Source organism: Chryseobacterium sp. SIMBA_028 (assembly GCF_046535285.1).
In the GTDB taxonomy this organism is placed as follows: Bacteria; Bacteroidota; Bacteroidia; order Flavobacteriales; family Weeksellaceae; genus Chryseobacterium.
In genome coordinates this window covers 12,494-36,370 of the sequence record NZ_JAWRWZ010000002.1, presented here as the reverse complement: position 1 = coordinate 36,370, position 23,877 = coordinate 12,494, and the positions used below count along the sequence as shown (strand labels likewise).

The 23,877-nt window shown below is 33.3% G+C and carries 26 protein-coding genes; 21 read left to right on the top strand and 5 right to left on the bottom strand.

What is annotated here, in order from left to right:
* Positions 1-116: 116 nt before the first annotated feature.
* From SCA31_RS02430 to SCA31_RS02420, 3 genes are all read right to left on the bottom strand, one after another.
* The gene (locus SCA31_RS02430; protein ID WP_410695248.1) at positions 117-878 is read right to left on the bottom strand and encodes a hypothetical protein; all 762 of its coding nucleotides are present in this window, start codon (positions 876-878) and stop codon (positions 117-119) included.
* 351 nt (positions 879-1,229) lie between these two features.
* The gene (locus SCA31_RS02425) at positions 1,230-1,994 is read right to left on the bottom strand and encodes a hypothetical protein (protein WP_410695247.1); all 765 of its coding nucleotides are present in this window, start codon (positions 1,992-1,994) and stop codon (positions 1,230-1,232) included.
* A gap of 220 nt (positions 1,995-2,214) precedes the next feature.
* Positions 2,215-2,868 carry a hypothetical protein gene (locus SCA31_RS02420; RefSeq protein ID WP_410695246.1) on the bottom strand — a complete coding sequence of 218 codons (654 nt, stop codon included), beginning with the start codon at positions 2,866-2,868 and terminating at the stop codon, positions 2,215-2,217.
* 238 nt (positions 2,869-3,106) lie between these two features.
* Here SCA31_RS02420 and SCA31_RS02415 point away from each other — a divergent pair, with 238 nt between their 5' ends.
* The 16 genes from SCA31_RS02415 (at position 3,107) to SCA31_RS02340 (ending at position 17,384) form a co-directional block, all read left to right on the top strand.
* Positions 3,107-4,132, top strand: a complete 1,026-nt coding sequence (locus SCA31_RS02415) for a LysM peptidoglycan-binding domain-containing protein (protein WP_410695245.1) — start codon at positions 3,107-3,109, stop codon at positions 4,130-4,132.
* A 1-nt stretch (position 4,133) separates the two neighbouring features.
* The gene (locus SCA31_RS02410) at positions 4,134-4,982 is read left to right on the top strand and encodes a PAAR-like protein (RefSeq protein ID WP_410695244.1); all 849 of its coding nucleotides are present in this window, start codon (positions 4,134-4,136) and stop codon (positions 4,980-4,982) included.
* A gap of 3 nt (positions 4,983-4,985) precedes the next feature.
* Entirely contained in the window at positions 4,986-7,787 is a 2,802-nt protein-coding gene (locus SCA31_RS02405) for a hypothetical protein (RefSeq protein WP_410695242.1), read from the top strand.
* Entirely contained in the window at positions 7,735-8,397 is a 663-nt protein-coding gene (locus SCA31_RS02400) for a hypothetical protein (RefSeq protein WP_410695240.1), read from the top strand. The genes SCA31_RS02405 and SCA31_RS02400 overlap by 53 nt, the downstream gene beginning before the upstream one ends.
* 49 nt (positions 8,398-8,446) lie before the next feature.
* A complete protein-coding gene (locus SCA31_RS02395; RefSeq protein WP_410695238.1) occupies positions 8,447-9,028 on the top strand; it encodes a hypothetical protein in 582 nt (193 codons plus the stop codon).
* A gap of 25 nt (positions 9,029-9,053) precedes the next feature.
* Positions 9,054-9,485, top strand: coding sequence for a hypothetical protein (locus SCA31_RS02390; RefSeq protein ID WP_410695237.1), 432 nt, complete (start codon positions 9,054-9,056; stop codon positions 9,483-9,485).
* A gap of 50 nt (positions 9,486-9,535) precedes the next feature.
* Positions 9,536-10,669: an SH3 domain-containing protein gene (locus SCA31_RS02385; RefSeq protein WP_410695236.1), complete on the top strand. Its 1,134-nt coding sequence runs from the start codon at positions 9,536-9,538 to the stop codon at positions 10,667-10,669.
* 15 nt (positions 10,670-10,684) lie between these two features.
* Positions 10,685-11,332 carry a hypothetical protein gene (locus tag SCA31_RS02380; RefSeq protein ID WP_410695235.1) on the top strand — a complete coding sequence of 216 codons (648 nt, stop codon included), beginning with the start codon at positions 10,685-10,687 and terminating at the stop codon, positions 11,330-11,332.
* 28 nt (positions 11,333-11,360) lie between these two features.
* Positions 11,361-12,155, top strand: a complete 795-nt coding sequence (locus SCA31_RS02375) for an SH3 domain-containing protein (RefSeq protein WP_410695234.1) — start codon at positions 11,361-11,363, stop codon at positions 12,153-12,155.
* 15 nt (positions 12,156-12,170) lie between these two features.
* Positions 12,171-13,217, top strand: a complete 1,047-nt coding sequence (locus tag SCA31_RS02370; protein ID WP_410695233.1) for a hypothetical protein — start codon at positions 12,171-12,173, stop codon at positions 13,215-13,217.
* 134 nt (positions 13,218-13,351) lie between these two features.
* The gene (locus SCA31_RS02365; protein ID WP_410695232.1) at positions 13,352-13,900 is read left to right on the top strand and encodes a DUF5991 domain-containing protein; all 549 of its coding nucleotides are present in this window, start codon (positions 13,352-13,354) and stop codon (positions 13,898-13,900) included.
* Positions 13,901-13,944: 44 nt separating this feature from the next.
* Positions 13,945-14,736, top strand: a complete 792-nt coding sequence (locus SCA31_RS02360; protein WP_410695231.1) for an SH3 domain-containing protein — start codon at positions 13,945-13,947, stop codon at positions 14,734-14,736.
* 141 nt (positions 14,737-14,877) lie between these two features.
* Positions 14,878-15,390, top strand: a complete 513-nt coding sequence (locus SCA31_RS02355; RefSeq protein ID WP_410695229.1) for a hypothetical protein — start codon at positions 14,878-14,880, stop codon at positions 15,388-15,390.
* A gap of 46 nt (positions 15,391-15,436) precedes the next feature.
* Entirely contained in the window at positions 15,437-15,916 is a 480-nt protein-coding gene (locus SCA31_RS02350; RefSeq protein ID WP_410695228.1) for a hypothetical protein, read from the top strand.
* A gap of 156 nt (positions 15,917-16,072) precedes the next feature.
* Positions 16,073-16,210, top strand: coding sequence for a hypothetical protein (locus SCA31_RS02345; protein WP_410695227.1), 138 nt, complete (start codon positions 16,073-16,075; stop codon positions 16,208-16,210).
* Positions 16,211-16,541: 331 nt separating this feature from the next.
* Positions 16,542-17,384 (top strand): prephenate dehydrogenase, encoded by an 843-nt coding sequence (locus SCA31_RS02340; protein WP_410695226.1) that lies wholly within the window; start codon positions 16,542-16,544, stop codon positions 17,382-17,384.
* Positions 17,385-17,475: 91 nt separating this feature from the next.
* Here the strand turns inward: SCA31_RS02340 and SCA31_RS02335 are convergent, their stop codons facing one another.
* Positions 17,476-18,144 (bottom strand): hypothetical protein, encoded by a 669-nt coding sequence (locus tag SCA31_RS02335; RefSeq protein WP_410695225.1) that lies wholly within the window; start codon positions 18,142-18,144, stop codon positions 17,476-17,478.
* A gap of 173 nt (positions 18,145-18,317) precedes the next feature.
* On the opposite strand from SCA31_RS02335, the gene SCA31_RS02330 reads away from it, so the two are divergent.
* Genes SCA31_RS02330 through SCA31_RS02320 form a run of 3 tightly spaced genes read left to right on the top strand, consistent with a single transcriptional unit; the run spans position 18,318 to position 20,825 of the window.
* A complete protein-coding gene (locus SCA31_RS02330) occupies positions 18,318-18,590 on the top strand; it encodes a DUF2089 family protein (RefSeq protein ID WP_076353689.1) in 273 nt (90 codons plus the stop codon).
* Between the two features lie 10 nt (positions 18,591-18,600).
* Positions 18,601-19,182, top strand: coding sequence for a YIP1 family protein (locus SCA31_RS02325; RefSeq protein WP_410695224.1), 582 nt, complete (start codon positions 18,601-18,603; stop codon positions 19,180-19,182).
* 5 nt (positions 19,183-19,187) lie between these two features.
* Positions 19,188-20,825, top strand: a complete 1,638-nt coding sequence (locus SCA31_RS02320) for a serine hydrolase domain-containing protein (protein WP_410695223.1) — start codon at positions 19,188-19,190, stop codon at positions 20,823-20,825.
* A gap of 186 nt (positions 20,826-21,011) precedes the next feature.
* Here SCA31_RS02320 and SCA31_RS02315 read toward each other — a convergent pair whose 3' ends face one another.
* Positions 21,012-22,430, bottom strand: a complete 1,419-nt coding sequence (locus SCA31_RS02315) for an L-serine ammonia-lyase (protein WP_410695222.1) — start codon at positions 22,428-22,430, stop codon at positions 21,012-21,014.
* A 179-nt stretch (positions 22,431-22,609) separates the two neighbouring features.
* On the opposite strand from SCA31_RS02315, the gene SCA31_RS02310 reads away from it, so the two are divergent.
* Positions 22,610-23,188, top strand: a complete 579-nt coding sequence (locus SCA31_RS02310) for a Crp/Fnr family transcriptional regulator (protein ID WP_410695220.1) — start codon at positions 22,610-22,612, stop codon at positions 23,186-23,188.
* A gap of 60 nt (positions 23,189-23,248) precedes the next feature.
* A complete protein-coding gene (locus tag SCA31_RS02305) occupies positions 23,249-23,872 on the top strand; it encodes an FMN-dependent NADH-azoreductase (RefSeq protein WP_410695218.1) in 624 nt (207 codons plus the stop codon).
* Positions 23,873-23,877 lie beyond the last annotated feature (5 nt).

Genomic DNA, 23,877 nt, shown 5'->3' with positions numbered 1-23,877 from the left:
AACAGGTATTTATCTGTTGAAAATTAGATAGATCATTATATTACAATACCAGACTGAATCTTTTTAGAATAAGTCTTTTCTAGCATAAAAAATAGGTAATATTATAATCATCTGGTTTAGTTGATCTCGGAAAAAATGATATTAAGAGCTCTATATCCCGCGGTAAAGCCTGAAAGGTTAGGATTACGGGAAGCTCCTATCCAAATAACATCTCCGGGATCAAGAATCATAGAGCTATTGGTACTCAGGTTTATTGCTGAACCACTTGAAGAACTGGATGAAGCAATCTGACTTCCTCCGTGTATATGAAGACCACATGCTCCAAGGTCAGTCATATTTTCCATGGTTAATGTTGCCGAAATCATGTAGACCCCTCTTTTAGCAACTGTATACTCATTACCTGCACTGTTCCATGACCCGATTGTTGCATCTGCAGCGATATTAATGATAGGAAAGGACAGCTTATTCTGAGGTGATGAGGGAAGTGAAATATTCGGTTCAGGGTTTCCACTGGCATTGAACCCCACTACTACTGCAGGAGCCCTCACCATGTCAATAAATCGAACCCATTCTGTTCCGTTAAAATAAAAATATCCTGCATTTACTACAGCCCGTGTCTTGGAAGTAGTCTCCGCTACTGTCAGTCCTTCTGTAACAAAAATGACAGCTCCGCTCTGATCTGATCCGTAAACGTTGTCTTTTGCTTTAAGCTGCGCTCCTGTGAGCCGGGGAGCAATAAAGCCATCCGCCTTGGAAGTAGCAGCCGGTGTAGAGACTACATCAAGGGTTGCATTGGGATTGCTCGTATTGATCCCAACCTGAGAGAATACAAATGCATAAGCGCATAAAAACACGCTAATCATTATTTTTTTTTCCATCATAAACTGTTTATTAAAAATTAAAACTTTTCTTCTTTTTTAAAAAGTACTCAAAAATAGATTTATGAATATGATATGGCAATGAAAAGGCTATCATTATTCGCGAATAATGATAGCTAATCTCAACAAAAATTACTAGTAATCAACAAAATAAACACGACCCCTTATGATTAAAGTAAAGATTGGTTACTGAGTTTCCATTCGATAAAAACCAATTCTTACGGCTTCCTCCTACAATAGTTATGCAATTATTAATCTAAAGATTTGAGGTTTATCAAAACTATATGCCACAACAAAGTCTGTCTGGGATACCAGGCAGCCCAATGATAATAAATTATGCAGGCAGCAGAGTTAATTGATCTCGGCAAAAACGATATTAAGAGTTCTGTATCCGGCTGTAAACCCTGAAACGTTAGCATTACGTGAAGCTCCTACCCAGATGATATCTCCGGGATTGAGAATCATAGAGCTCATCACGCTAAGCTGCACAGCAGTATCACTAATACCACTGGAAGAGGCAATCTGATCTCCTCCATGTATAATAATACTGCATGATCCAAACTGATTCATATTTTCCATTATTAATCCTGCCGAAATTATATATACCCCTTTCTTTGCAACTGTATACTGGCTCGTTGCATTGTTCCATGATCCAATAGAAGGATCTGCTGCAATGTTAACAACAGGAAAAGAAAGCTTATTCGGAGGTGATGAGGGAAGTATATTAGACGGCTCCGGATTTCCTTTAGCATTAAAAGCAGTTACTATTTCCGGTGCTTTTACCACATTTTCAAACCTTACCCATTCTGTTCCGTTAAAATAAAAATATCCGGAACTGAGAACGTTGCGCGTCTTTGGGCTTGTTTCCGTTGCTGTAAGTCCTTCTGTAATATAGATAATTGCTCCTTTTTGAGGGACTCCATAAGCAGCATCTTTTGCTTTAAGCTGCGCTCCCGTAAGTCTTGGAGCAATAAAACCGTCCGGACGGGAGGTTGAGGAAGAGTTGGCTGCTACATCAAGGGTAGCATGAGGAAGGGACGTATTGATTCCAACCTGAGAGAATACAAATGCATAAGCACATAAAAGTACGGTAATCGTAATTTTTTTTTTCATCATAAATTGTCTTCTTAAAATTAAAACTTTTTCTCTTTTTAAAAAAGTGGTTAAAAGTAAGCTTATGAATATGATATAAAAATGAAAAGGCTGTCCCTATTCGCGAATAGTGACAGCCTTTTTTTATCTGTATTTCCTGATAAACAGGTTAAATAGAAATAATTCCTCTTATTATTATACAGATTGATTGTATTATCGAGTGGCTAGATTGTTACATTCAAGACTATTTCTCTTGTGACAGCTTCAAAAGTTTTTTAAAATCCTCCGTCATTCCTTTCTCTTCCTCAGACATATAACTTCCACTGAAAGGAGCACCACAATCCTGACTGTTTATAATATGGATCAGATTTCCTTTTTCAAAATAATTTCTGGTCTCCATAATTTCTGATTTTTCAAAATCAAAAGCTTCGGTATCATTATTTTCTTTCATTGCTTTCATATTATAGAAAAGAGGTCGGTTATACTTATAGTCTTTTTCAAAAACAAAAGATAACTTTCCGTTCAGCAGATAATATTCTATCAAAACCTGCCCCATTTCTCCATAATGTCTGGCCATAATTTTTTCCAGACGTTTATTTTTATAATAATACGTTGCTTCTCCCCCTTCAGCGGATTCTCCTTCAATATCTTTCTTTTTAATAGATGTCCAGTTTGTAATGGAATTGATCCTCTTAAAATTGGCCTGAATAGGTTTTAATCTGTCTTTCAGGTATTCGTTCGTATCCGTATCCTTTTCATTGTAACTTTCCTTGATTCTTATCGTGTCCCTCTGCTTTACAATAGAAGAATCCGAAAACCCATAATGCAGGCTTTCTGCAGACATAAAACTGATTGCTGTCAATAGAATAAAAAGTCCCTGAAAATATTTATTTTTCATATCATTAAATTTCCGTGAAATTAAAAGTTACAAAAGATTTTGTAGTTATAATAATCAAAATCCACTTTACAATGGTTTCAGATACTATTTCCACAAATTTAATCAATCTTCTTGTTTAAAATGAGTTAAAATAGACAGAAGCCTCTTGTCGTAGTTTTACTACAATTTTTAAAATTTAACCTTAAAAATTAATTTCCAGTAGAGTTTTTTAATAGCTTTATCCTATAATTCACTTTCGATGGAAATTGGTTTTTTAGAATATAAGGTTCGCAACGGAGATACACTGAAATCCATAGCTTCACGGTTGGGCATGACCGGAGAAGAGCTAAAGCTGTTCCATAATGCCCATTGTGAAAAGATGGATACCATTTGGTTTGAAAACCTGAATGAGGTTAGAAGTATTCTTGTTCCCTTAGATTTTAAAACAGAAAAACAAAAGGAAGAGGAAAGAAAAAACATCTTACCACTTTCCCAATTATCAGAAGACTTTTTTGCAAAGACTTATACTATTTCAGAATCCATTGAAAGTCCATTTGAGGCATCTGTAAACATTGATTACACTATAGAACTCAACGTTCATAAAGACAAGAACAAAAACCTTTACATTTTGGCATACAGTCAAAAGGGTTTCAAGTCAAACGGAAACCCTCCGGATGATAAAATGGGGGGGCTTTCCATTGCTTGTATGAAAAGCATTATGCCTATTGAATTTACTCTAAGTGACTTTGGTAAAATCAACGGTTTTGTTAATCACAAAAAGATCCTTAAAGCTTTTGCAGACCAGCGTAAAGAGATTGAAGATTTCTATATTGGGGAAGTTTCCCAGAAGTATCTGGACTTATTTGAAAGGAATATTGCAGATGAAAAGTTTTTTCTACAGCAGTTTCAAAGTACCCTACTCTTTCAAACACTATTTCCAAAAATGGATTGGTTCCAAAAGAAAACAAACTGGAAAGAATCATTTTACTTTTTACAAAACTCCTTTCCGGTAGAATGTGACATGGAAATTGAGCAAAAAGATAATGATAATGATCTTGTCTTAACAGTTCTAAAAGGCCAAGTTATGGAATCATGCAGTACTCAGGAAATTATGAGAGGTATTAGACTTCAAGAATCTCCCACAGCAATTGCCTCAGGAAATATTATAGTAGAATACACCACTCATAAGAAAAATAAAAATCTGCTTCAGGTAAAAGGCTCTATATCTTTAAACCATGAAGAAGAATTGATTCACCATCACAAAATCACGATAACACAAGGATAATATGAAAAATTATGTCATACAACAGGGCGATACATTCAGTTCGCTGGCCCGGCAGTTTAAGCTGAAAAATGAAGCAACGTTAAAGACCTTTCACAATCTTCACTGTTCAGAGGAAGATGTTATGCAGGAGCCTGTTCCAGGAAAGAAAATTCTTATTCCGGAAGATCCTCAATTAATGACTGAAGAAACTGACTCTCAAAATACAGATGGTCCTTCTAGCCAGGAAGAGGAAAACTCTTCAGACAATGTAATTCAGAATGAAGAATCTACCGAACAGGGTCAGAATGATGATAAAGCATCTGATAAAACCAAGGACAAAGAAGAAAATAAAGATAAACAAGAAAGCAGTAGCAGTTCCGGCCCTCATGATGGAAAGTATTTTATTGTACAAAAAGGAACTGTGCAATGTAACCAGGGATTCAAATTCCCAAAATTTAAGGTGACCAGTCAAAAAAAGCATTATTGGAATAATGCTGAGGGCCAAGCTGATTATCTTGCTGTAACAGAAGACGATCTACAATTTGATCCGCCTGCACAACCTTTTGGTCAATGCAAACTTAAGCCAACCTCGGGAGGTTATCTTCCATGTGCTTATGCTGCCGCAGGAAAATGGCAGAAATCTTACGAAAAGGTAAAGATTGCGGGTAAAAGCTGCCTTACAGAAATTTCTGAACTCATGTGTGCCACAGGAGGGAAAATCACCATCCTTAAACACGGACAGCAAAGCGAAGTGGGTAAAAATCAAGCAGCAAACGCTAATACTCAGGAACAGCAGGTCTATAATCCGGTTGTAGATTTTGGTGAATTTAAGGAAGACGTAAAAGAATCGAACGAACTTTATTACAGCTAGATTATGGTAGGAATTATTATTGGCAATCAGAATCCTTTGCTGGGAACAACTTACAACTATGAAATAAAGCCATTTGGTCTTTCGTTTGGTCCAAAAAGCAAATATGAATGGTATCTGTACAAGAAGCAAAAGAATGGAACCTGGAAAGATATTACCGGAAGTCCTAAAACCGGAGAAAAAGTAACCTACAGATTTGGAGAACCCGGTTTGGGAATAGAATTCGAAATGAAAGTCTATGAAACCAAACAGGGCATATTACCAGGAATGCCCTCCAGCAAGCAATTGGCAGGCAGTATAAAATTGATCCCTACCAGTAATACTGTTCCTAAAATAGAAAAAGTAGTCCTTTTCAACAGAGGAGCAAGAGATGTAAACAAAGCGAGTTATCGCGATACTCTTATTGCGCAGGCTCATTGTATTGGTATGTTCAATAAGGACATTGAATTTCATCTTTGGGAAGATGATGCCCCTGGAAAAGGACATAATTCTACGATCAATAAAAATAACCGCCACACCAGAACCTATACAGCAAGGGTGAATGAAAAAGGGATTGCAGAAATAGGCATTCCGCTGATGTCTGATGAAAGAGTATTAAGGCAAATGGCCAATAAGCTCCTCATGAAAGGTGACCAAAATGAAGGGGCTAATCATGAGTATTATGTTACGGCAAGCTACTCTGGGAAAATTATGGGAGCCAGCCAAACCAACGTAGATGTAGCTAATCCTGATCACAAAACAGGACAACAACCAACTCAACCCAAATCTCAACCTCAAACAAACACTCCAAAATTTCCTACAGGCCAAGGAGGAGGTCCAAGACAACCCGATCCTAAGGGCAACATTATAGAAGCTGTATTCGTAGATAGCTCAGGAAAAGAACTTTCTAAAGTAGCTGTTGGAAATAAAGTACATGTAAGGATTCATTCTAAAAACATGGTGGGTAAATATATTCAGTATGTAATCTGGGAATATGACATGGGATCCAATGATGAAGTATATAGGAGTGGTAATATTAAAATTCCTGCCGATCTCTGTGATACTATGGGCTTTGTCATTACAAAAGATATTTTCAAAAAAGGAGTTGACTCTTTTATTCCGAATGACCCGGATCAAAAAACACAAAACTATTTTATTGAGATTATTTCCAAGGATCTTGCAGCAGAATCTAAGAAATTTGGGGTGGATTCTGAGGGATTGCTGACTGTGGAAAATCCACTGAGCCCGTCTGGGGTGCAGAATACACCGAAACCGGAAACCCCAAGTTCTACAAAATGTCCAAGATGTGAAAAAGTAACTCTCGAAGAACTTCAAAAAATATTTACTGGGGTTAAGGAGGTAAATCATTTAGAAGAAATTGTAACACACTTCAACAAAGGTGCTAAACATTTTGGAATTAATACTTGTTTAAAAAAAGCTCATTTTTTTGCACAGGTACTTAAAGAAACAGGAAATGCTTTAACTATTAAAAGTCCCGAAAGTATGAATTATTCCACTGATGCCCTAAAAAATGGTTTTTGGTATAGTGAAGGTACTAATTGGGTTAAAGGTGACTTAAAAAATAAAAAAGGAGGATATTATGGAAATGGCTCTAAAAAAAGTTTTTGCAACCTCTCTTATTTTAAAAGTCATCCTGACATTGCTGAAAAATATGGTCGAAAAGATTTAAACCACTATAAAGATAAAGGTATACAAATTGCGAATGAAGACATGCTTGCTAACCATGCTTACTCTAACAAATATGGTAATGGGAGTGTAGAATCAGGAGACGGAAGTAAATATAGAGGAAAAGGTCTTATTCAATTAACTTGGAAAGAAAATTATGAAAAAGTAAATAGTGAAATTACAGTTTTTGATGGAAGTGTAGATATTGTCTCTAATCCTAATAAAATTCTTACAGATAAAAAATACGCAGTTTACAGTGCGATGGGATTTTGGAAATGGAAAAAGATCAACGATGTCATAAATAAAGATAAATCTCCTGATATCGTAGATAAAGTTACTTTCCTCATTAACAAAGATGATGATGCAGAATCTAAAAGAAAGAGAAAAACAAATTTTCAAAATATAACAAGTCAAGTTTTTAGAATAAATGAATGTGAACCAGGCGTTGCCCAGCCCTCTTCAAAAGAACCGATAGGCAAATGGCATGATCCTGTTGATAAGCCTCGAAGAACAAAATATAATTCATCCGGAAATATTAAACCTGTTAGTGGGGCATATGGAGATGTTAGAGATGGCTATACAAAATACCATTCTGGTTTAGATTTATTTGCATTACCATTTATTCAGGATGAATTTATAGGAACACCAGTATATGCTTGCCTAGATGGGGAAATTGTTGAATCAACACCAGGAAATTCTGCTGGACAAACAATTAGAATTAAAATAAAAAATGTAAAAGACTTATTGGAACAAGAAAAAAAGATAAATTATCAATTAGAGTTTAAAAAAGGAGAAGAGAGAGGTATCGATATAAAGGAGAGTGATGATGTATACCTGATATACATGCATTTAAGTAAACGATTATTACATAAAGGAGATGTTACTGCCGGAACCTTAATAGGATATTCTGGAGTTTCTGGAAGTATTGCAAACAAAATACCTAGTCCTCATCTACATTTAGAAATAGCTACTGTCCAAAATGCATATGGAACAGGAAAAACAAAAAGGACAAATCCCGCCAGATTTATTAAATTAAATTCATATGACACAAAAGATCAAGATGATGCAGTTAACTACAAATACACACAGGATGGTAAAAAAATTCCATGGAAAGCTCCAAAAACTGACCAGCGAAACTTATAAATTTTCTTTTATAATAATACTATTAGTATGTTTCTTTTGTAAAGGTCAAGAAAATAGTATCTTAAATCTACCATTCTCTTTAAATAATTATGCTGATAAAATTTCTAATGATGGTACAGTTACAATTTTACAATCAAAAAAACTAAAGAAAGTTTTAAAAAATGATTCTAAATATTTTATTCAAAAAGGATGGCAAAAAATAGAAGAAAGTAATAATGCTATTACTGAATTAGAAGCAAGTAATATACCTAGTTTATTAAAAACAAATTCAAGAACTAGATATCTCTTTATTATTCAAAATAATATATTAAAAGATACTTTGAAAATAGAGAAAAATTTTGATTATTCAGTTTGCCAGCTAGATAAAGAAAACAAGAAACATGGATTAGCAATTGGAAAGTATAAAATAAATAAAAAAAATGATTTTTTTGAAATTCATCATCTTTATCAAATAACTAATAGTGGTAAATTTGAAAAAGTTAATTTAAATACAATTATTTTTGACTGTCCAGCACCAAATGATTATGTAAAGGACGAAGAACCTGAATCATATCAATTTGGAATTATTGGAGGAAAGAAATTTACAAGATATTGGTTCGAAACTCTCTAATCATATTTAAAATAAACCTACTTTATAAATTTATTAATTTACAAATACAATGAAATATTTAATAATTACTATTTTTAGTATACTAGTTTTTTTGAGTTGTAAGCAGCATTTGAATAATTCAAAAAAAGAGAATATAGAACCACAGTTATCGACTAAAAATTCCAATTTACCCACATCTAATAAGATTAAAACTGATACAACCACCACAAAGAAAAAAGCCATTAAAGAATGGACTTTTAACAACCAAAAAATCTATCTATTTCCCTCTGAAAAAACAGATGATTTCTATAATTATGGATATATTAAAATTAAAAATCATGAATCTGGAAAGTTTATAAGAATAGCTAAAGAAGATTCTCCTTATAGTGGCTTTGAAAAAATAGCAATTAAATATCCTTATTTTACTATTGAACAGGCTTATAGAGAAGGAGATTTCACCAATTATGAATACATTACATTTAAGCAAGAGGGACAATCAATTTATTTACATAAATATGCTGTAAATTATACAAGCACTCAAGATCTTGAAGAAAATATTCCTGAGCTTCGTCTTGACAGAAAAACGATTGGAAATATTGAAATTCAAAACATTACATCAGATCTCCTCTATTCATTAAGAAGTAAAAATTAGCATTCAACACAAAACAATAGCACAGATGAAAAAATTTCTAACCTTAATATTATTCATTCTAATTTCATGTTCAAGCGGGCAGAAAAAAGAGGATATTAAAAATATTGAAACCAAAATCAAGGAATCAACAAAAGATAAAGATTCTTGGAAAGGGAAATATTATTTTGAAGCTACCAACAGAGATTCTGCAAAAACAATTTTTGATATTACAATAACATCATTAGAAGACATTACATTAACCGTTATTGAAGAAGGAGTCAAAAATAAATATTCCCATTTAAAAGCTGAAGAAGTTGACAATGAAAAAATTAAAATAACTTATGATAACTCCTCAGATGATATGGGAGTTATTTATATTAAGAAATCAGACAACCATTATTTTATTTCGGTAATATCAAATATAGCCAAGGTCAGTTATTATTTGAGAGTGAGTATATGGAAAAAAAATATGGTATAAAGAATATAATTCTAAAAAAATATTTTTTTTATTACTAATACTATCAAATGATGAAAACCCTTTCTTTAGTTTTCACTTTCATTTTACTTTCTTGCAATGGACAAGAAAGTAAAACTCAGTTGCAGAATAACAAAGAAATGAACTCATTAAAAATAGCCCATTACAATATTACAGATGAGGGAGATGGAACAAAATCAAACTATGATGATCTATCTCTTGAGTTTATCAATAGAGCAAAAAAAATACTTGAGCAAAGAAGGTTCCAATTTCTGGATGAAAACACTTTCAATCAAAAAATTTTGGATGTATTTTCTTTCAATGTAAAAGAATATAAGAATTCTATAATTGCATTACGTCCAGCAATGTTTCCAGAAGTAGCTATCAGAGATAATAAATTTATTTTCATCCAAGATGCTGGTGCTAACGAACCGGAGTTTATAAATCCGGACTTGTTATATCATTTTAATTCTTATATATTTTATAATACACCCGTATCCTATGCATGGTTACAAACAAACAATTCAAATCTTTTATATGATTTAGTTGTTTATTATGGATACAATAAGGACAAAAAGCTCGTAGAGTCAATATTTAAAAAATTTGATTTTAATAGCCTTTCTGATATGGAAGAACTTATTTTCATGAATTCCGGCTCCCATAAGGTATTAAAAAGACAAATATTTGATGACATAGAAACAATCATTTATAAAGGCAAGGCTGAAGATTTTTCTTATGCAAAAGAAGGAAATGGTTATCTAAGAATTGGTGAAATTATAAATAAAGTATCATCATCTCCAAAAGAATATTCTGACCCTGAAAAAACAATATCCTATTTATTTGAACGCGAATTAAGAGTAGGAATACAAGGTGACGCTGAAAGTTATATAAATCAAAATCCTAAGTATAAATCAAATCTGGAAAAGAATAATTTTTATGAATTACCTACTTTAAAAGATTATGTAAAATATATCTATCAAAAAGAAAATAATTCCATTTTTATAATTCAAGATTCTGACGGATATACTAATTTAAGAAAGGACAAAAATTCTTCTTCTCAAATACTACAAAAAATAAACACGGGTGAACAAATTGATGTTTTAGATCAAAGCGGAGATTGGTGGTTGGTAGTTTCTAAAGAAGGAAAAAAGGGTTATGTCCATAAAAGCAGGATAAAATCTGAATAAATACAATGCCAAATGATGAAAACCCTTTTAATCCCATTAATCTTAATTCTATTTTCATGTTCAGGCAAACAGAAAGAATCTTCTAGCTCTCCTCCTGACATATGGGATTCGAAATCAAAAGATGAAAGCAAAAATTCTCAATCAACGAAATCTGAAGAAATAAAATCCTCCAAAACTAAAAAAGACAATCCCTATTCTATTATCACTGAAAAAGAAGCTGACATTAACCAAGATGGGAAACCTGATAATATAATAGTTTATAGTACTGAATGGAATAAAGAAATTAAGCCAACTGATTTTAAGATTTTCAGAGTCGTTGTTAAATTAAGTAATGACAAAAATAAATTTACAACATTCACGAATGACAACATCATTCAACCTTATTATCCTGACAATGTAGCATCTGGGTTCTCAGACGTAAAAATTAAAGATAATTACTTTACCATTGAACAGGTTAATGCAGGTGGTGGTATTATAGAAAATAGTTATACAACTTTTAAATATGATAAAATTAAAAAAGGAATTTATTTACATAAATATTCTACCCTAGCTTCTGAAATGTCTTCCGGAGATGAACAAGAATATAAAACAGAACTAACGACAAAAGATTTTGGATTTATCTCATTCGAAAATTTTAACGATAGAACAATTCATTCTAAATAGCAATTTGTTAGAATTAAAATTGAATTTCATGAAAAATATTTGTCTATTCATTTTTTTAACATATAGTTTTATTTGTCCTGCTCAGGATAAAAATAAGGGCACTGTAAAGCATAAACAATCATCAAGTGAAGCTCAAAGAAGCTCTTTTGAGACCTACAGGCATAACGAAGATTATTTTATAAAGACTTTTGATATCAACAAGGATGGTATCTCTGATAAAATTGTAAGTAATAAACCTTATCAAGGGGAAAATTTATTTATCTTTTTTGGAGATAAACAGGGAAAATATACATTAGCCCTAGAAACAAGAAACTTTTCTGAAGATGGAGGCAATATTATTGATACTATCATTCCACTCTCTGATAGTAAAGGATTCACTATAAAAACATACTTTCCTGATCGTGGATACTATGAAAAGGAATATAATATTATCATGCAAAATGATGCCTGGCTGCTTAGAAATATCATCTATAAAACAATGTCAGATGTTTCACAAGATGCAGTAAAATACATTTGTGATGTTCCTCAAAATATTGATATACAAAAAACCGGATGGACTGATAAAATAGCACCTATTCCTGAAGAAAATGTAAGAGACAAAAAATGTAGAGTGGAAAAAAGTCAAAATATAAGCTACTATATTCAAGATGTTGACGGATATACTAATTTAAGAAAGGACAAGAACTCTTCTTCTCAAATACTACAAAAAATAAACACTGGTGAACAAATTGATGTTTTAGATCAAAGCGGAGATTGGTGGTTGGTAGTTTCTAAAGAAGGAAAAAAGGGATATATCCATAAGAGCAGAATAAAATCTGAATAAATACAATGCCAAATGATGAAAACCCTTTTAATCCCATTAATATTTATTATAATTTCATGTTCAAATGGACGAAAAAAAGAAGAAATATTAAGTAAAAATTCCAATTTACCCACATCTAATAATATTAAAACTGATACAACCACCACAAAGAAAAAAGCCATTAGAGAATGGACTTTTAACAACCAAAAAATCTATCTATTTCCCTCTGAAAAAACAGATGATTTCTATAATTATGGATATATTAAAATTAAAAATCATGAATCTGGAAAGTTTATAAGAATAGCTAAAGAAGATTCTCCCTATAGTGGCTTTGAGAAAATAGCAATTAAATATCCTTATTTTACTATTGAACAGGCTTATAGAGAAAGAGATTTCACCAATTATGAATACATTACATTTAAGCAAGAGGGACAATCAATTTATTTGCATAAATATGCTGTAAATTATACAAGCACTCAAGATCTTGAAGAAGATATCCCTGAACTTCGTATTGACAGAAAAACGATTGGAAATATTGAAATTCAAAACATTACATCAGATCTCCTCTATTCATTAAGAAGTAAAAATTATTTTGTTGGAGATTCTATTCTTGCTAGTGCTAATTATTTCAATTCCTTAAAGAATGGAAAAGGATATCCAGTATTAAAGAAACAAAATGAAGAATATTTGAAAAAATACTCTTTAACTGAAAACAATGAACTTTTTTTATCTTTAGAAAAAGGTGTTTCCATTAAACTTATAAAAGAAAAACAAAAGGATAAAAATGTGGTAAAAGTAAATCTCTTTACTTTTATCAACAATAAAAAAACCGACTCAATACAATTTTACAGAAACATTCCTCAATCAGAAATGGGCTTATACAATTGCATGTCATATTTTAATACTAAAACAGGTAAAATATGGCAAATCAAATATTTTCATTCAAATAATGATAAGAATGTTAATATAATTTCATACACGGAGAAAAGTATATCTTCTGATGGTTCAATTAAATCGGATTCTATACATTATTTAGATGAATCTCTGGATGTAAAATTAGATGAGCTTAATCTTTATTATTAAAAAATTTTAATAGCTTTAAGTACCAATTGATGAAAACTTTTTAATGTTACCATTTCTTCTACTTATTTTTTCATGCTCACAAAATAATTGGATTGAGAAATCTAAAATTATAGTGGAAACTCAAAAGATAAACAATGATTAAATACACTATAAAAATTACAATAAGTTTAGCAATTATCGTTTTACTTTCTTGTAAACAGAATACGAAAACCTCTTCTATCTCTACTGAAAATGTATCAAACACCGTTGATACAGGAAAAATAATTAGTCTTCAAAAAGTTTCCGATCATAATAATATAGTTCGTGAAGAAACCAGAAATCAAGATACTTTGAACAAATGGATAGGTGATTATCATTTTGATTTACACGGTAAAGGGGAAAGAGAAGGATATGAATATAAAATAAATTTAAAGATCTCAAAAGATTCCGTGATCTACTATGCCGAAGGTTATCAGCTTTATCAAAAATTTTTATTAAAAGTTGTTGAAAACAATAATTCTCTTGATCTACAATACCAAGAGTCATTAGATGGTACAAATTCTTGGGCATTGGCAAAAACCCATGATTTTGGCAAGCTGTATTTAAAAGACGGAAAGTATATGTGGGAAAGTCCTTTTCTAGATATTAGTTATACAAATAATCAAAAAGTAACCTATCTATTAAACAATAAGAATAGCAGATAATCTTCCCATAAGATGATAGCTAATTAATCTTATTTAACTAACTGATGAAAACCCTTTTAGTACCATTAATTCTAACCATCTCAATCTATTGTCATTCTCAAAAGAAAACCCCACAGACTTCCTCCAAAACAACCTCAAGTGAAACCAGAAGAAGTGCTCTGGCAACCTACATCAATAACGAAGATTATTTCATAAAAACTTTTGATGTCAACAAGGATGGTATCTCTGATAAAATTGTAAGTAATAAACCTTATCAAGGAGAAAATTTATTTATCTTTTTCGGGAATAAACAGGGAAAATATACATTAGCCCTGGAAACAAGAAATTTTTCTGAAGATGGAGGCAATATTATTGACACTATCACTCCACTCTCTGATAGCAAAGGATTTACTATAAAAACCTACTTTCCTGACCGTGGATATTATGAAAAAGAATATCCTATTATCTTACAAAATAACACATGGATTCTTCAAAATATCATCTATAAAACAATGTCAGATGTTTCACAGGATGCAGTAAAATACATTTGTGATGTTCCTCAAAATATTGATATACAAAAAACCGGATGGACTGATAAAATAACACCTATTCCTGAAGAAAATGTAAGAGACAAAAAATGTAGAGTGGAAAAAAGTCAAAATACAAGCTATTATATTCAAGATGCTGATGGCTATACTAATTTAAGAAAGGACAAGAACTCTTCTTCTCAAATACTACAAAAAATAAACACTGGTGAACAAATTGATGTTTTAGACCAAGGTGGTGATTGGTGGTTGGTAATTTCTAAAGAAGGGAAAAAGGGATATGTCCATAAAAGCAGGATAAAATTCAGATAAAAATAGCTTCCTTACCCAGCTCAACCTATTGAAGTTTTAATTTTTTTAATATCTTTCAGGAACAAAAACATAAAAACAGCCATCGATTTAGGAAACATGATCAAAAAACGATATTTATTCCTTTCAATAACTTTCTTATTCATGTATGCGGCATGCTTGTTTTCCTGCAATAAAGCTCAGGACAACAAAGTCATGAAACCCAATGAAGCCATCTTCGCCCGTGACAGCGTTGCTGTTGAAAGCTATCTTCAACAATCATATAACCTCCGCGTTAAAGATTCCATCAATGGGAGCTGGGAATACTCAGATATGGGCATTTCTCAACAGATTAAGTTCTATATACATTTAGAAAAAAGGAAAGATAATGACAGCATCAAGGGGTCATATTTATTCAAAGCTTACGGAAAAATAGAAGAAGAGGGAGTCATTACAGGTATTATAAAAGAAAAAAAAATGGTGATTGAGTTTTACCCTAAATCATATCCGGCTGAAGATAAAGGAAAAGCTGAACTTTTAGATTGGAATGAAGGAAACTATCATTACATGGACTGGAATCTGATAAAATCTCCCAAAAAGTCTTCTGTTCCTGAAAAATGTAGGCTCACTAAATTCATACCTAGTACTGGTAAAAAAGGAAGCCGATATACCAGGTAAATTAACACTCATTATTTAAATATAAAATAATTTTAACCCACTATTAATGAAAAAAATAAGCTTCATCGCTATTACCCTGTTAATGATAACAGGGTGTAAAAACGATACAAAACAGGCAGCCAATGAAACCGAAACTCCTAAAAAAGACAGCCCTGTTGTAAAAGCTCCCATCGTAGAAAATACAGCTCCGGAAAGCAAAGAAATTCCTACCCTGAAAGAATGTACAGAAAAAACATTGGAATACGGAAGTGAAGAGGAATGCATCTTCCCGAAAAGTACAATGGAAGAGGTTTATCAAAAAACCATCAAGGAGAAAGAAGTGGAAAAATCAGAACTTCTTCTAGCAGAATTACCCAAGCAAAATATTGAAAAAGAAATTAATCAGGATGGTTTGGACATGATCAGCTACAAAGTATCCTCCAATAAAATTGAAATTGAATTTTCATTTGCCGGCGGTGTTACTACATTAGAATTGGAGCAGAAAGGTGAAAATGTAAAAAGAACAATCATTCACAGCGCTGATTAAGAAGCATTCAACTTTATGAAAAAAACACTCCTTATACTTCCTGTTCTGGGGATTATTTCTTGTAAAAGTATGCCTGAAGGATCTGCAAAAGATTCCGAAACCACACTTCATGACCAATGAAAAGGGAAATATTCCGTAGCCTATGATTTTGGAAAATTGGATGATTTCTCTGAAATGACACTGGATTATGATCTTACCATTACCAAAGATAGCTGTACTTTTGGGGGAATTGGCTATAAAACCTATTTCACAGATGTTTGCAGCATTATGGGAGATGAAAACAGATCATTATAAAATACATAAAACAGATTGAAGGTGACCAGATAACTTCCCACTCTCCTACTGATACATTGGCTGTTGTATTCAAAAAAGAAAGAAAATATTATATCAAAAGCAGTATCGTTCCCAACAAGGACTGGCAGTACAATACTCCAATTCTTGTCAAGAAGAAATCATAAAAAGTGATCAACTTTAAAAAATATTTTATAACTTCGCCAAGTGAATTTTAACAACGGAACATATTATTATAGAATTTTTAACTCAGATTTGGGATAGGGATTCTTATGAATATAATTTAAAACCTCGTCCTAGACGAGGTTTTTTTATTTAAAAAAAATTGAAAAAGATGAAAATAAGTATTATTGGAGTAGGATTGATCGGTGGTTCAATGGCCTTGAAATTAAGAGAAAAAAACATTGCCAGCTTCATCTATGGTATTGATAACAGCAAGCAGCATATCAACGAAGCATTAGATTTGAAAATAATTGATGCTGAAGCAGATCTGGAGCAGGGAGTTAAAGGTTCAGACCTTATTATTCTTGCCATTCCGGTAGATGCTGCAAGAAAGTTATTGCCAAGTGTCCTGGATCTTATATCCGATCATCAGACCGTTATGGATGCCGGTTCTACCAAGGCTGGGATCGTTGGTGCCGTTAAAAACCACCCGAAACGTTCAAGGTTTGTAGCCTTTCACCCGATGTGGGGTACTGAAAACAATGGTCCAAAGTCTGCCATTGCTGAAAGTTTCTCAGGAAAAGCCGGGGTGATCTGTAATAAGGAAGAATCTGCTGAAGATGCACTCAATGTAGTGGAAACAGTAGTTAATGCCCTTGATATGCACATGATTTACATGAATGCAGAAGATCATGATATCCATACCGCTTATATTTCCCATATTTCTCACATTACCTCCTATGCCCTGGCCAATACAGTACTGGAAAAGGAACGTGAGGAAGAAACCATATTTCAGCTTGCCAGTTCAGGTTTCTCAAGCACAGTGCGTCTTGCAAAATCTCATCCTGAAATGTGGGTTCCCATCTTCAAACAAAACAAAGAAAACGTATTGGATGTTTTGAATGAGCATATCACTCAGCTCAGAAAATTCAAGGCTGCCCTGGAAAAAGAAAACTACGAATACCTTGAAGAGCTTATTACCAATGCTAACAGAATTAGAGGAATATTAAGATAGAAACGATATCCTTTCAAAAACAAAAGCCACAGAAGTTTACTATTAAAAAACTTCTGTGGCTTTTATGGTTAGATAATAGTATTGAATACGCTTAAAATTTCATCATCAATCCTACTCCATTTCCATCATTAAGCACATAATAATCCGGATTAAATTTTCTTACTCCTGCAGTACTGTAATGATCCATCGCATCTTTCATCTGTGAGTGCCCCACCAGCTTGAGTACCACCCCGGCTCCAGCACCGATAAGGCCAATAATAAGAGGGACGGAAGAACCCTTTGCTTCCCCATTTTTCACTCCATTACTGTCAGCCTTAGAAAGATTCGATAGCCCTCCAATGACAAAAGATGCTGCACCTCCTATCACAAGAACGGTCCCAATATTATTTATAGTTCGTCCTTTCATGTATAGTGGATCTTTCTGTTGAAGCAAATAATCTTTGATGTCTCTTTTAGCAGTTAGTTTAGGCATTTCTGTACCCTTAACTATTTCTCCAGAATTTTCTCCCGGTATAAGCCCAATTCCACTCTTTCCTTCTTCCTGAATTCCTTTCACAGAATTATCATAAAGAAATTCTTCAGCTCCATTCTGAATATTAGTATAAGTAACTTTTCCTTTACTGTAAGTTAGATTTTTGTAGGATATTTTCTGATTACCCTGGGTAATAATAATTCCTTTTGTTGAAGATTCAGGAATGCTGATCTGGGAGTACAATGCCAATGAAGCCACAGCAAACAGAACTGTTAGAACTTTTCTCATGTTATTTAGTTTTTTGGCAAAAATATTCGTTTTTATATAAAAAACAAATATTCTTTCATTTTTTCTAGGAATAAAGCAGTGTTCAATTTGTTTAAAGAAAATAAATTTTAATAAAATTAAAAAACATTTTAACTTTATTAAAAAAAACATTACTTTCGTAAAAAATATAATCCATGAAGTTACCCATAGTCTGCCCAAGTTGCGACCATACCTTAAACGTAAGCCAGATGAAATGTCCCAGCTGCAAGACAGAAGTAAGCGGTGATTATGAACTGCCGGTTCTCCTGAAGCTGAATCGTGAGGAGCAGGACTTTGTTCTTAATTTTTTCCTATCCAGTGGAAGCATCAAGGAAATGGCCAAACAGGCAGGACTCTCCTACCCGACCATGAGAAATAAAATGGATGACCTGATCACAAAGGTTGAACAATTGAAAACTAACCTGTAAACTCACTCCTATGAACTGGAAATCTATCTTTAACCCGTTTGAAAAGTTTGATGAGAAACTTCTGCTCCTTACCGGGATCCTCTCGGTAATTATTTCTATCGGAATAGGATATTGGACAGAATCTAGCTTTAGCAGCATATACAGAATCAATAATTTAGAGAATGCCTCATTAAAAACAATAGCAGGATCTACTGTATTAAGCTTCTCTGCGGCCATTGTTGTTCTTTTTATTTTAGGAAAATGCCTCAACAAAAAAACCAGAATCATTGATATTGTAAATACCGTTTTAATATCCCAGCTCTTTCTGATTATCTTACAGTTATCCAAAAAGATCCCCTACCTTAAGACCGCAGGAAAAAATATTATAAAATATCAGTCAAACACTTCAGGTGCGTTTCCCTTTCTGGATTTTCTAATCTCGATTTCCACCACCATTATTGCCATTACCCTACTCATATATAGTTTTACCCTTTACTACAACGGATTCAAAACCGCAACCAATATTAAAAAATGGCAGCATATTGTACTATTTTGTGCAGTGTCATTGATCAGTACCCTGATCTGCCAGATTACGATAACTAAAATTATTTAAATACTATGAAAATCAAATTATTACTAGTGCTGGTATTCCTGGCACACCTTTGTCACGCCCAAATTGAAGGAATATGGAACGGAGAAGTAGATACCCAATCCATGAAACTTCCGGTTGTTCTTACAATTTCAAAAGGATCTAAAGGCTATACTTCTTCGCTTATAAGCACAAAGCAAAGCACTAAAGAAATTCCTGTAGATAAAATTGATTTCAATAACAATGAACTCACTTTTGAAATAGAAAAAATTAATGCTACTTATAAAGGAAGCTATACAACAGATCATTTTGAGGGAAACCTTTTACAAAATGGAAAAGCCATGGTTTTAAATCTTTACAGGGATAAAAAATCTGAAAATTCTGACGTTTCTTACCTTAATGGAAAGCCTATCAATACACAGAAAATAGATGACTTTTTAAATTATATGGTTCAAAACAACCAAGTGATTGGAAGTGTTTCCATCTTCAGAAACGGATCACAAGTCTATCAAAAAGATTTTGGACAAAAGCTTTTATCTGATACTCCCTATGATAAAAATACCGCATATCAGATAGGTTCCATTAGTAAGCTTATCACTGCTGTCATGCTGCTTCAGCTTGTAGAGAAAGGGAAGCTAAAACTAAGCGATCCACTTTCAAAATTCTATCCTGAAATTCCCAATGCTAAAAAAATCACCATCCAAACTATGCTCAACCACACCAGCGGCTTAGGAGATTATGTAGGAAAATCTATTGAAAACAATTGGCTTTTTGGAAAATCGGTAGGCGATCAGGCTATTATTAAAGTTATTAAAAAAGATGGGGTAAGCTTTAAGTCTGGGGAAAAAATGAGCTACTCCAATTCGGCCTACTTCCTTTTGAGCAGGATATTGGAAAAAATACATAATAAACCTTACAATGAGATTTTAAAGGAAAACATTCTAGAAAAAGTTAAAATGCCCCATACTTTTTCTGTTCTGGACCAACCAAATAATATTTTTAAGTCCTACGAACTTAAAGATAAGCAATGGGTTGAAGTTAAAGATTTCGATTTCCATAACTGTATTGGATTAGGAGATATCACTTCCACTCCGGAAGACCTTAACATCTTTATCAATGCCCTATTCAATGGTCAGTTGGTACAGAAAGAAACCCTTGACATGATGATTTCCAATAAAAACGAGAAACTTTTTGGCTTAGGAATTATGAAAATGCCATTTTACAATATTACTTTATACGGCCATGGCGGAGATACATCAGGAAGCCATTCTACAGTAGCCTTTGAGCCGAACGATCAATTATCTTATGCTATTACCATCAATGGTCAGGAATTTCCACATAACAGTTTCTATGTCGCTCTTTTGAATTTAATCTATGACAGAGATTATCAATATCCTGTATTGGATAGCCCTAAAATTCCGGCGGCTGATCTGGAAAAATATATTGGAGATTATGCTTCAAAGGATATTGATTTGGGACTAAAGGTAACCGTCAAAAACGGGGTACTGTATGCTCAAGGTACCAACCAACCTGAGTTCCCTCTGACTTCGGTAGCAAAGGATCAGTTTACCTTTGACAAAGCAGGTTTAAAACTATCTTTCATTCCTGAAAGTAAACAGCTTAAACTTACACAGGGTGGAAAAACTTACCTGTTCAGCAAAAAGTAAATACGACATATTCTAATCAGCCTAAAGAATCCATCATTACCATAAAGATTACAATTGAAGACATAAAAATTCTCTTTCTTTGGAGGAGTGGCAAATCAAAGATTTGACGGGGTGGTTGTAAAGCACAACAAAAAATCCTTAGACATATTATCTAAGGATTTTTTGTATTTTAAAATACTATTTTCATTAACATTCAGGAACGTTCACTGCAATAGCCAATCCACCCTCAGAGGTTTCCTTGAAACGGTCACTCATTGATAAGGCTGTTTCCCACATGGTTTGGATAACTTCATCCAATGTTACTTTTGCCTTGGCAGGATCACTTTCCAATGCAATATTAGCGGCGGTAATGGCTTTCATGGCTCCCATTGTATTTCTTTCAATACACGGAATCTGTACAAGCCCCTTGATTGGATCGCAGGTTAAGCCAAGGTGATGTTCCATGGCAATTTCGGCCGCCATCAATACTTGTCCCACGCTTCCCCCTAAAATTTCGGTAAGTCCGGCTGCAGCCATTGCTGATGAAACTCCGATTTCTGCCTGACAACCTCCCATTGCTGCAGAAATGGTTGCATTTTTTTTGAATAAAGTTCCGATTTCCCCTGCTACCAGTAGAAAACGTACAATATCTTCATCACTTATAGATTCTGTAAAGGCTTGTGAATACATTAAAACCGCAGGAATTACACCACTTGCACCATTGGTAGGCGCTGTAATGATTCTTCCAAAGCTTGCATTTTCTTCATTCACTGCCAGTGCAAAACAGGCAATCCATTTATTGATATTGGTGAAATTTTCTTCGGCATCAACAACCTGCTGAAACCATTCATCTTTATTTTTATAGATTTTGTCGCCTAATAACTTTCTGTTGATTCCTGCTGCTCTTCGGGAAACATTTAAGCCGCCGGGAAGAATTCCTTCTTTATTCACTCCTTTATAAATACATTCTTTGATTTGCTGCCAAATATAAAGTGCTTCCGCTCTTGTTTCTTCCTGAGTTCTCCAGCTTTCTTCGTTGATTAAAATTAAATCTGAAATTCTATCAAAGCCTAATTTCTGGCAATATTTTGCAATATCAGAAGCCCTATGACAAGGATATAATGTACGTACACATTGTTTTTCTATGGAATTTTTTTCCTGACTTGCGATAAAACCTCCACCTACAGAATAAAAATCCTGAACAAGCTCGGTTCCATCTTCAAAAATAGCCTTAAAGATCATTCCGTTGGGATGAAAATCAAGGGATTTTTTCATATTTAAAATCAAGTGATGTCCATAGATAAATGAAATTTCTTTCTCACCTCCCAAATTAATGGTCTGTGTATCTTTTATGTATGCTATTTTCTCATCAATTTTTGAAGTATTGATGGTCTTGAAGTCTTCGCCATTTAAACCGAGCATTCCTGCAATATCGGTTCCGTGCCCAATTCCCGTTTTTGCGAGTGAGCCAAAAAACTCAAGAAAAACTTCTTTAACTTCAGCTATTGACCTTTCTCTTTTTATAATTCTGATGAATGCAGATGCTGCATTCCATGGTCCCATCGTGTGCGAACTGGACGGGCCTATTCCTACTTTAATAATCTCAAAAACCGATATTGATTCCATAAATGATTCTTCATTTTCCTCAAAGCAAAGATACATGATAAATCCTAATATATGCATAGCAAAATCTTAGATTTATTTGGTTTTGACAGCCCATAAAATAAGTATTTTTGTAAATGAGCTGATTGTAAGAATTTCAGTCAGATCTATCATTACAACCGTTCTTTTTAATCATTTTTTGAATGGAAACATTAATTAAGAGTATTCTGCAACATGTTCAACTAAGTCCGGAAGAAATAACTGCCTGTAAAAGTTTCTGGACAGAAAAAACATTGGAAAAAGGGGATTTTCTATTAAGAAACGGGGAAATCTGCCGCCATGACAGTTATATTATTTCGGGAGTTTTAAAAGCCTTTTGCATCAATGAAGAAAATGGACATGAAGAAATTCTCTTTTTAGCCATTGACCATTGGTGGGCAACAGATATTGCTAGTTTTTCAAAACAAAAACCTTCCATTTATAATATACAGACTGTAGAAAAAACAAAACTCTTACAGATCAGCCACCAGTCTTTTCAAAAAATGTTGAAGGAAATTCCATCCTTAGAAAAATACTTCAGAATAATTCTGGAAGGTTATCTTGGAACTCTTGAAAAAAGAGTTGTGCTCAATCATATGTACAAAGCCGAACAAAAATATTATGATTTCCTGGATACTTATCCTGATATTTCATCAAGAGTCCCTCAGTATCTGATTGCTTCTTATCTGGGGGTTTCCGCAGAATTTATCAGCAGAATCCGAAAAAAAAATAAATCCTCTTGAACTAGATCAATTTTTCAGAAATAAATAATCAAGAATTTTGCTGTTATAAATTCTTAACAAATGAAAATATTGATTATTAATGCCAGTGTAAGAAATGAAAGATCTTACAGCAGGAAACTAACCCAGCTTTTCGTTGAAAACTGGACAACCAAATATCCTCTTGACACATTCACTTACAGAGAAGCGGGAACTGATCCTATTCCCAATATTGATGAATCCTGGATCGCAGGAGCTTTCAAAAAATCTTCAGACAAAACCGAAGAAAATCAAAAGCCTTTACAGCTCAGTAATGAACTGGTCAAAGAGCTCAAAGAACATGATGTATATGTAATCGGAACGCCCATGTACAACTGGTCTATTCCGTCCGGATTGAAAGCTTATATTGATCAGGTCATGCGGATTAATAAAACCTGGAAATTCCGATCCGGAGTTCCGGATGGTGATTATGTAGGACTTCTTGAAAACAAAAAGCTTTTTATCCTCTCAACCCGTGGTGATACCGGATACGGAGAAAATGAAAAGAACGGACACATCAATTTTCAAACTACTTATCTGAAGCATATTTTTGGGATCATGGGCGTGCATGATGTCACCATTCATTCCTTAGATAATGAAGAATTTGGAGGTAAAGTCTTTGAAAATTCTAAAAATAAAATCTTCGAAGCGATTGAATCAATTCAATAAATTAT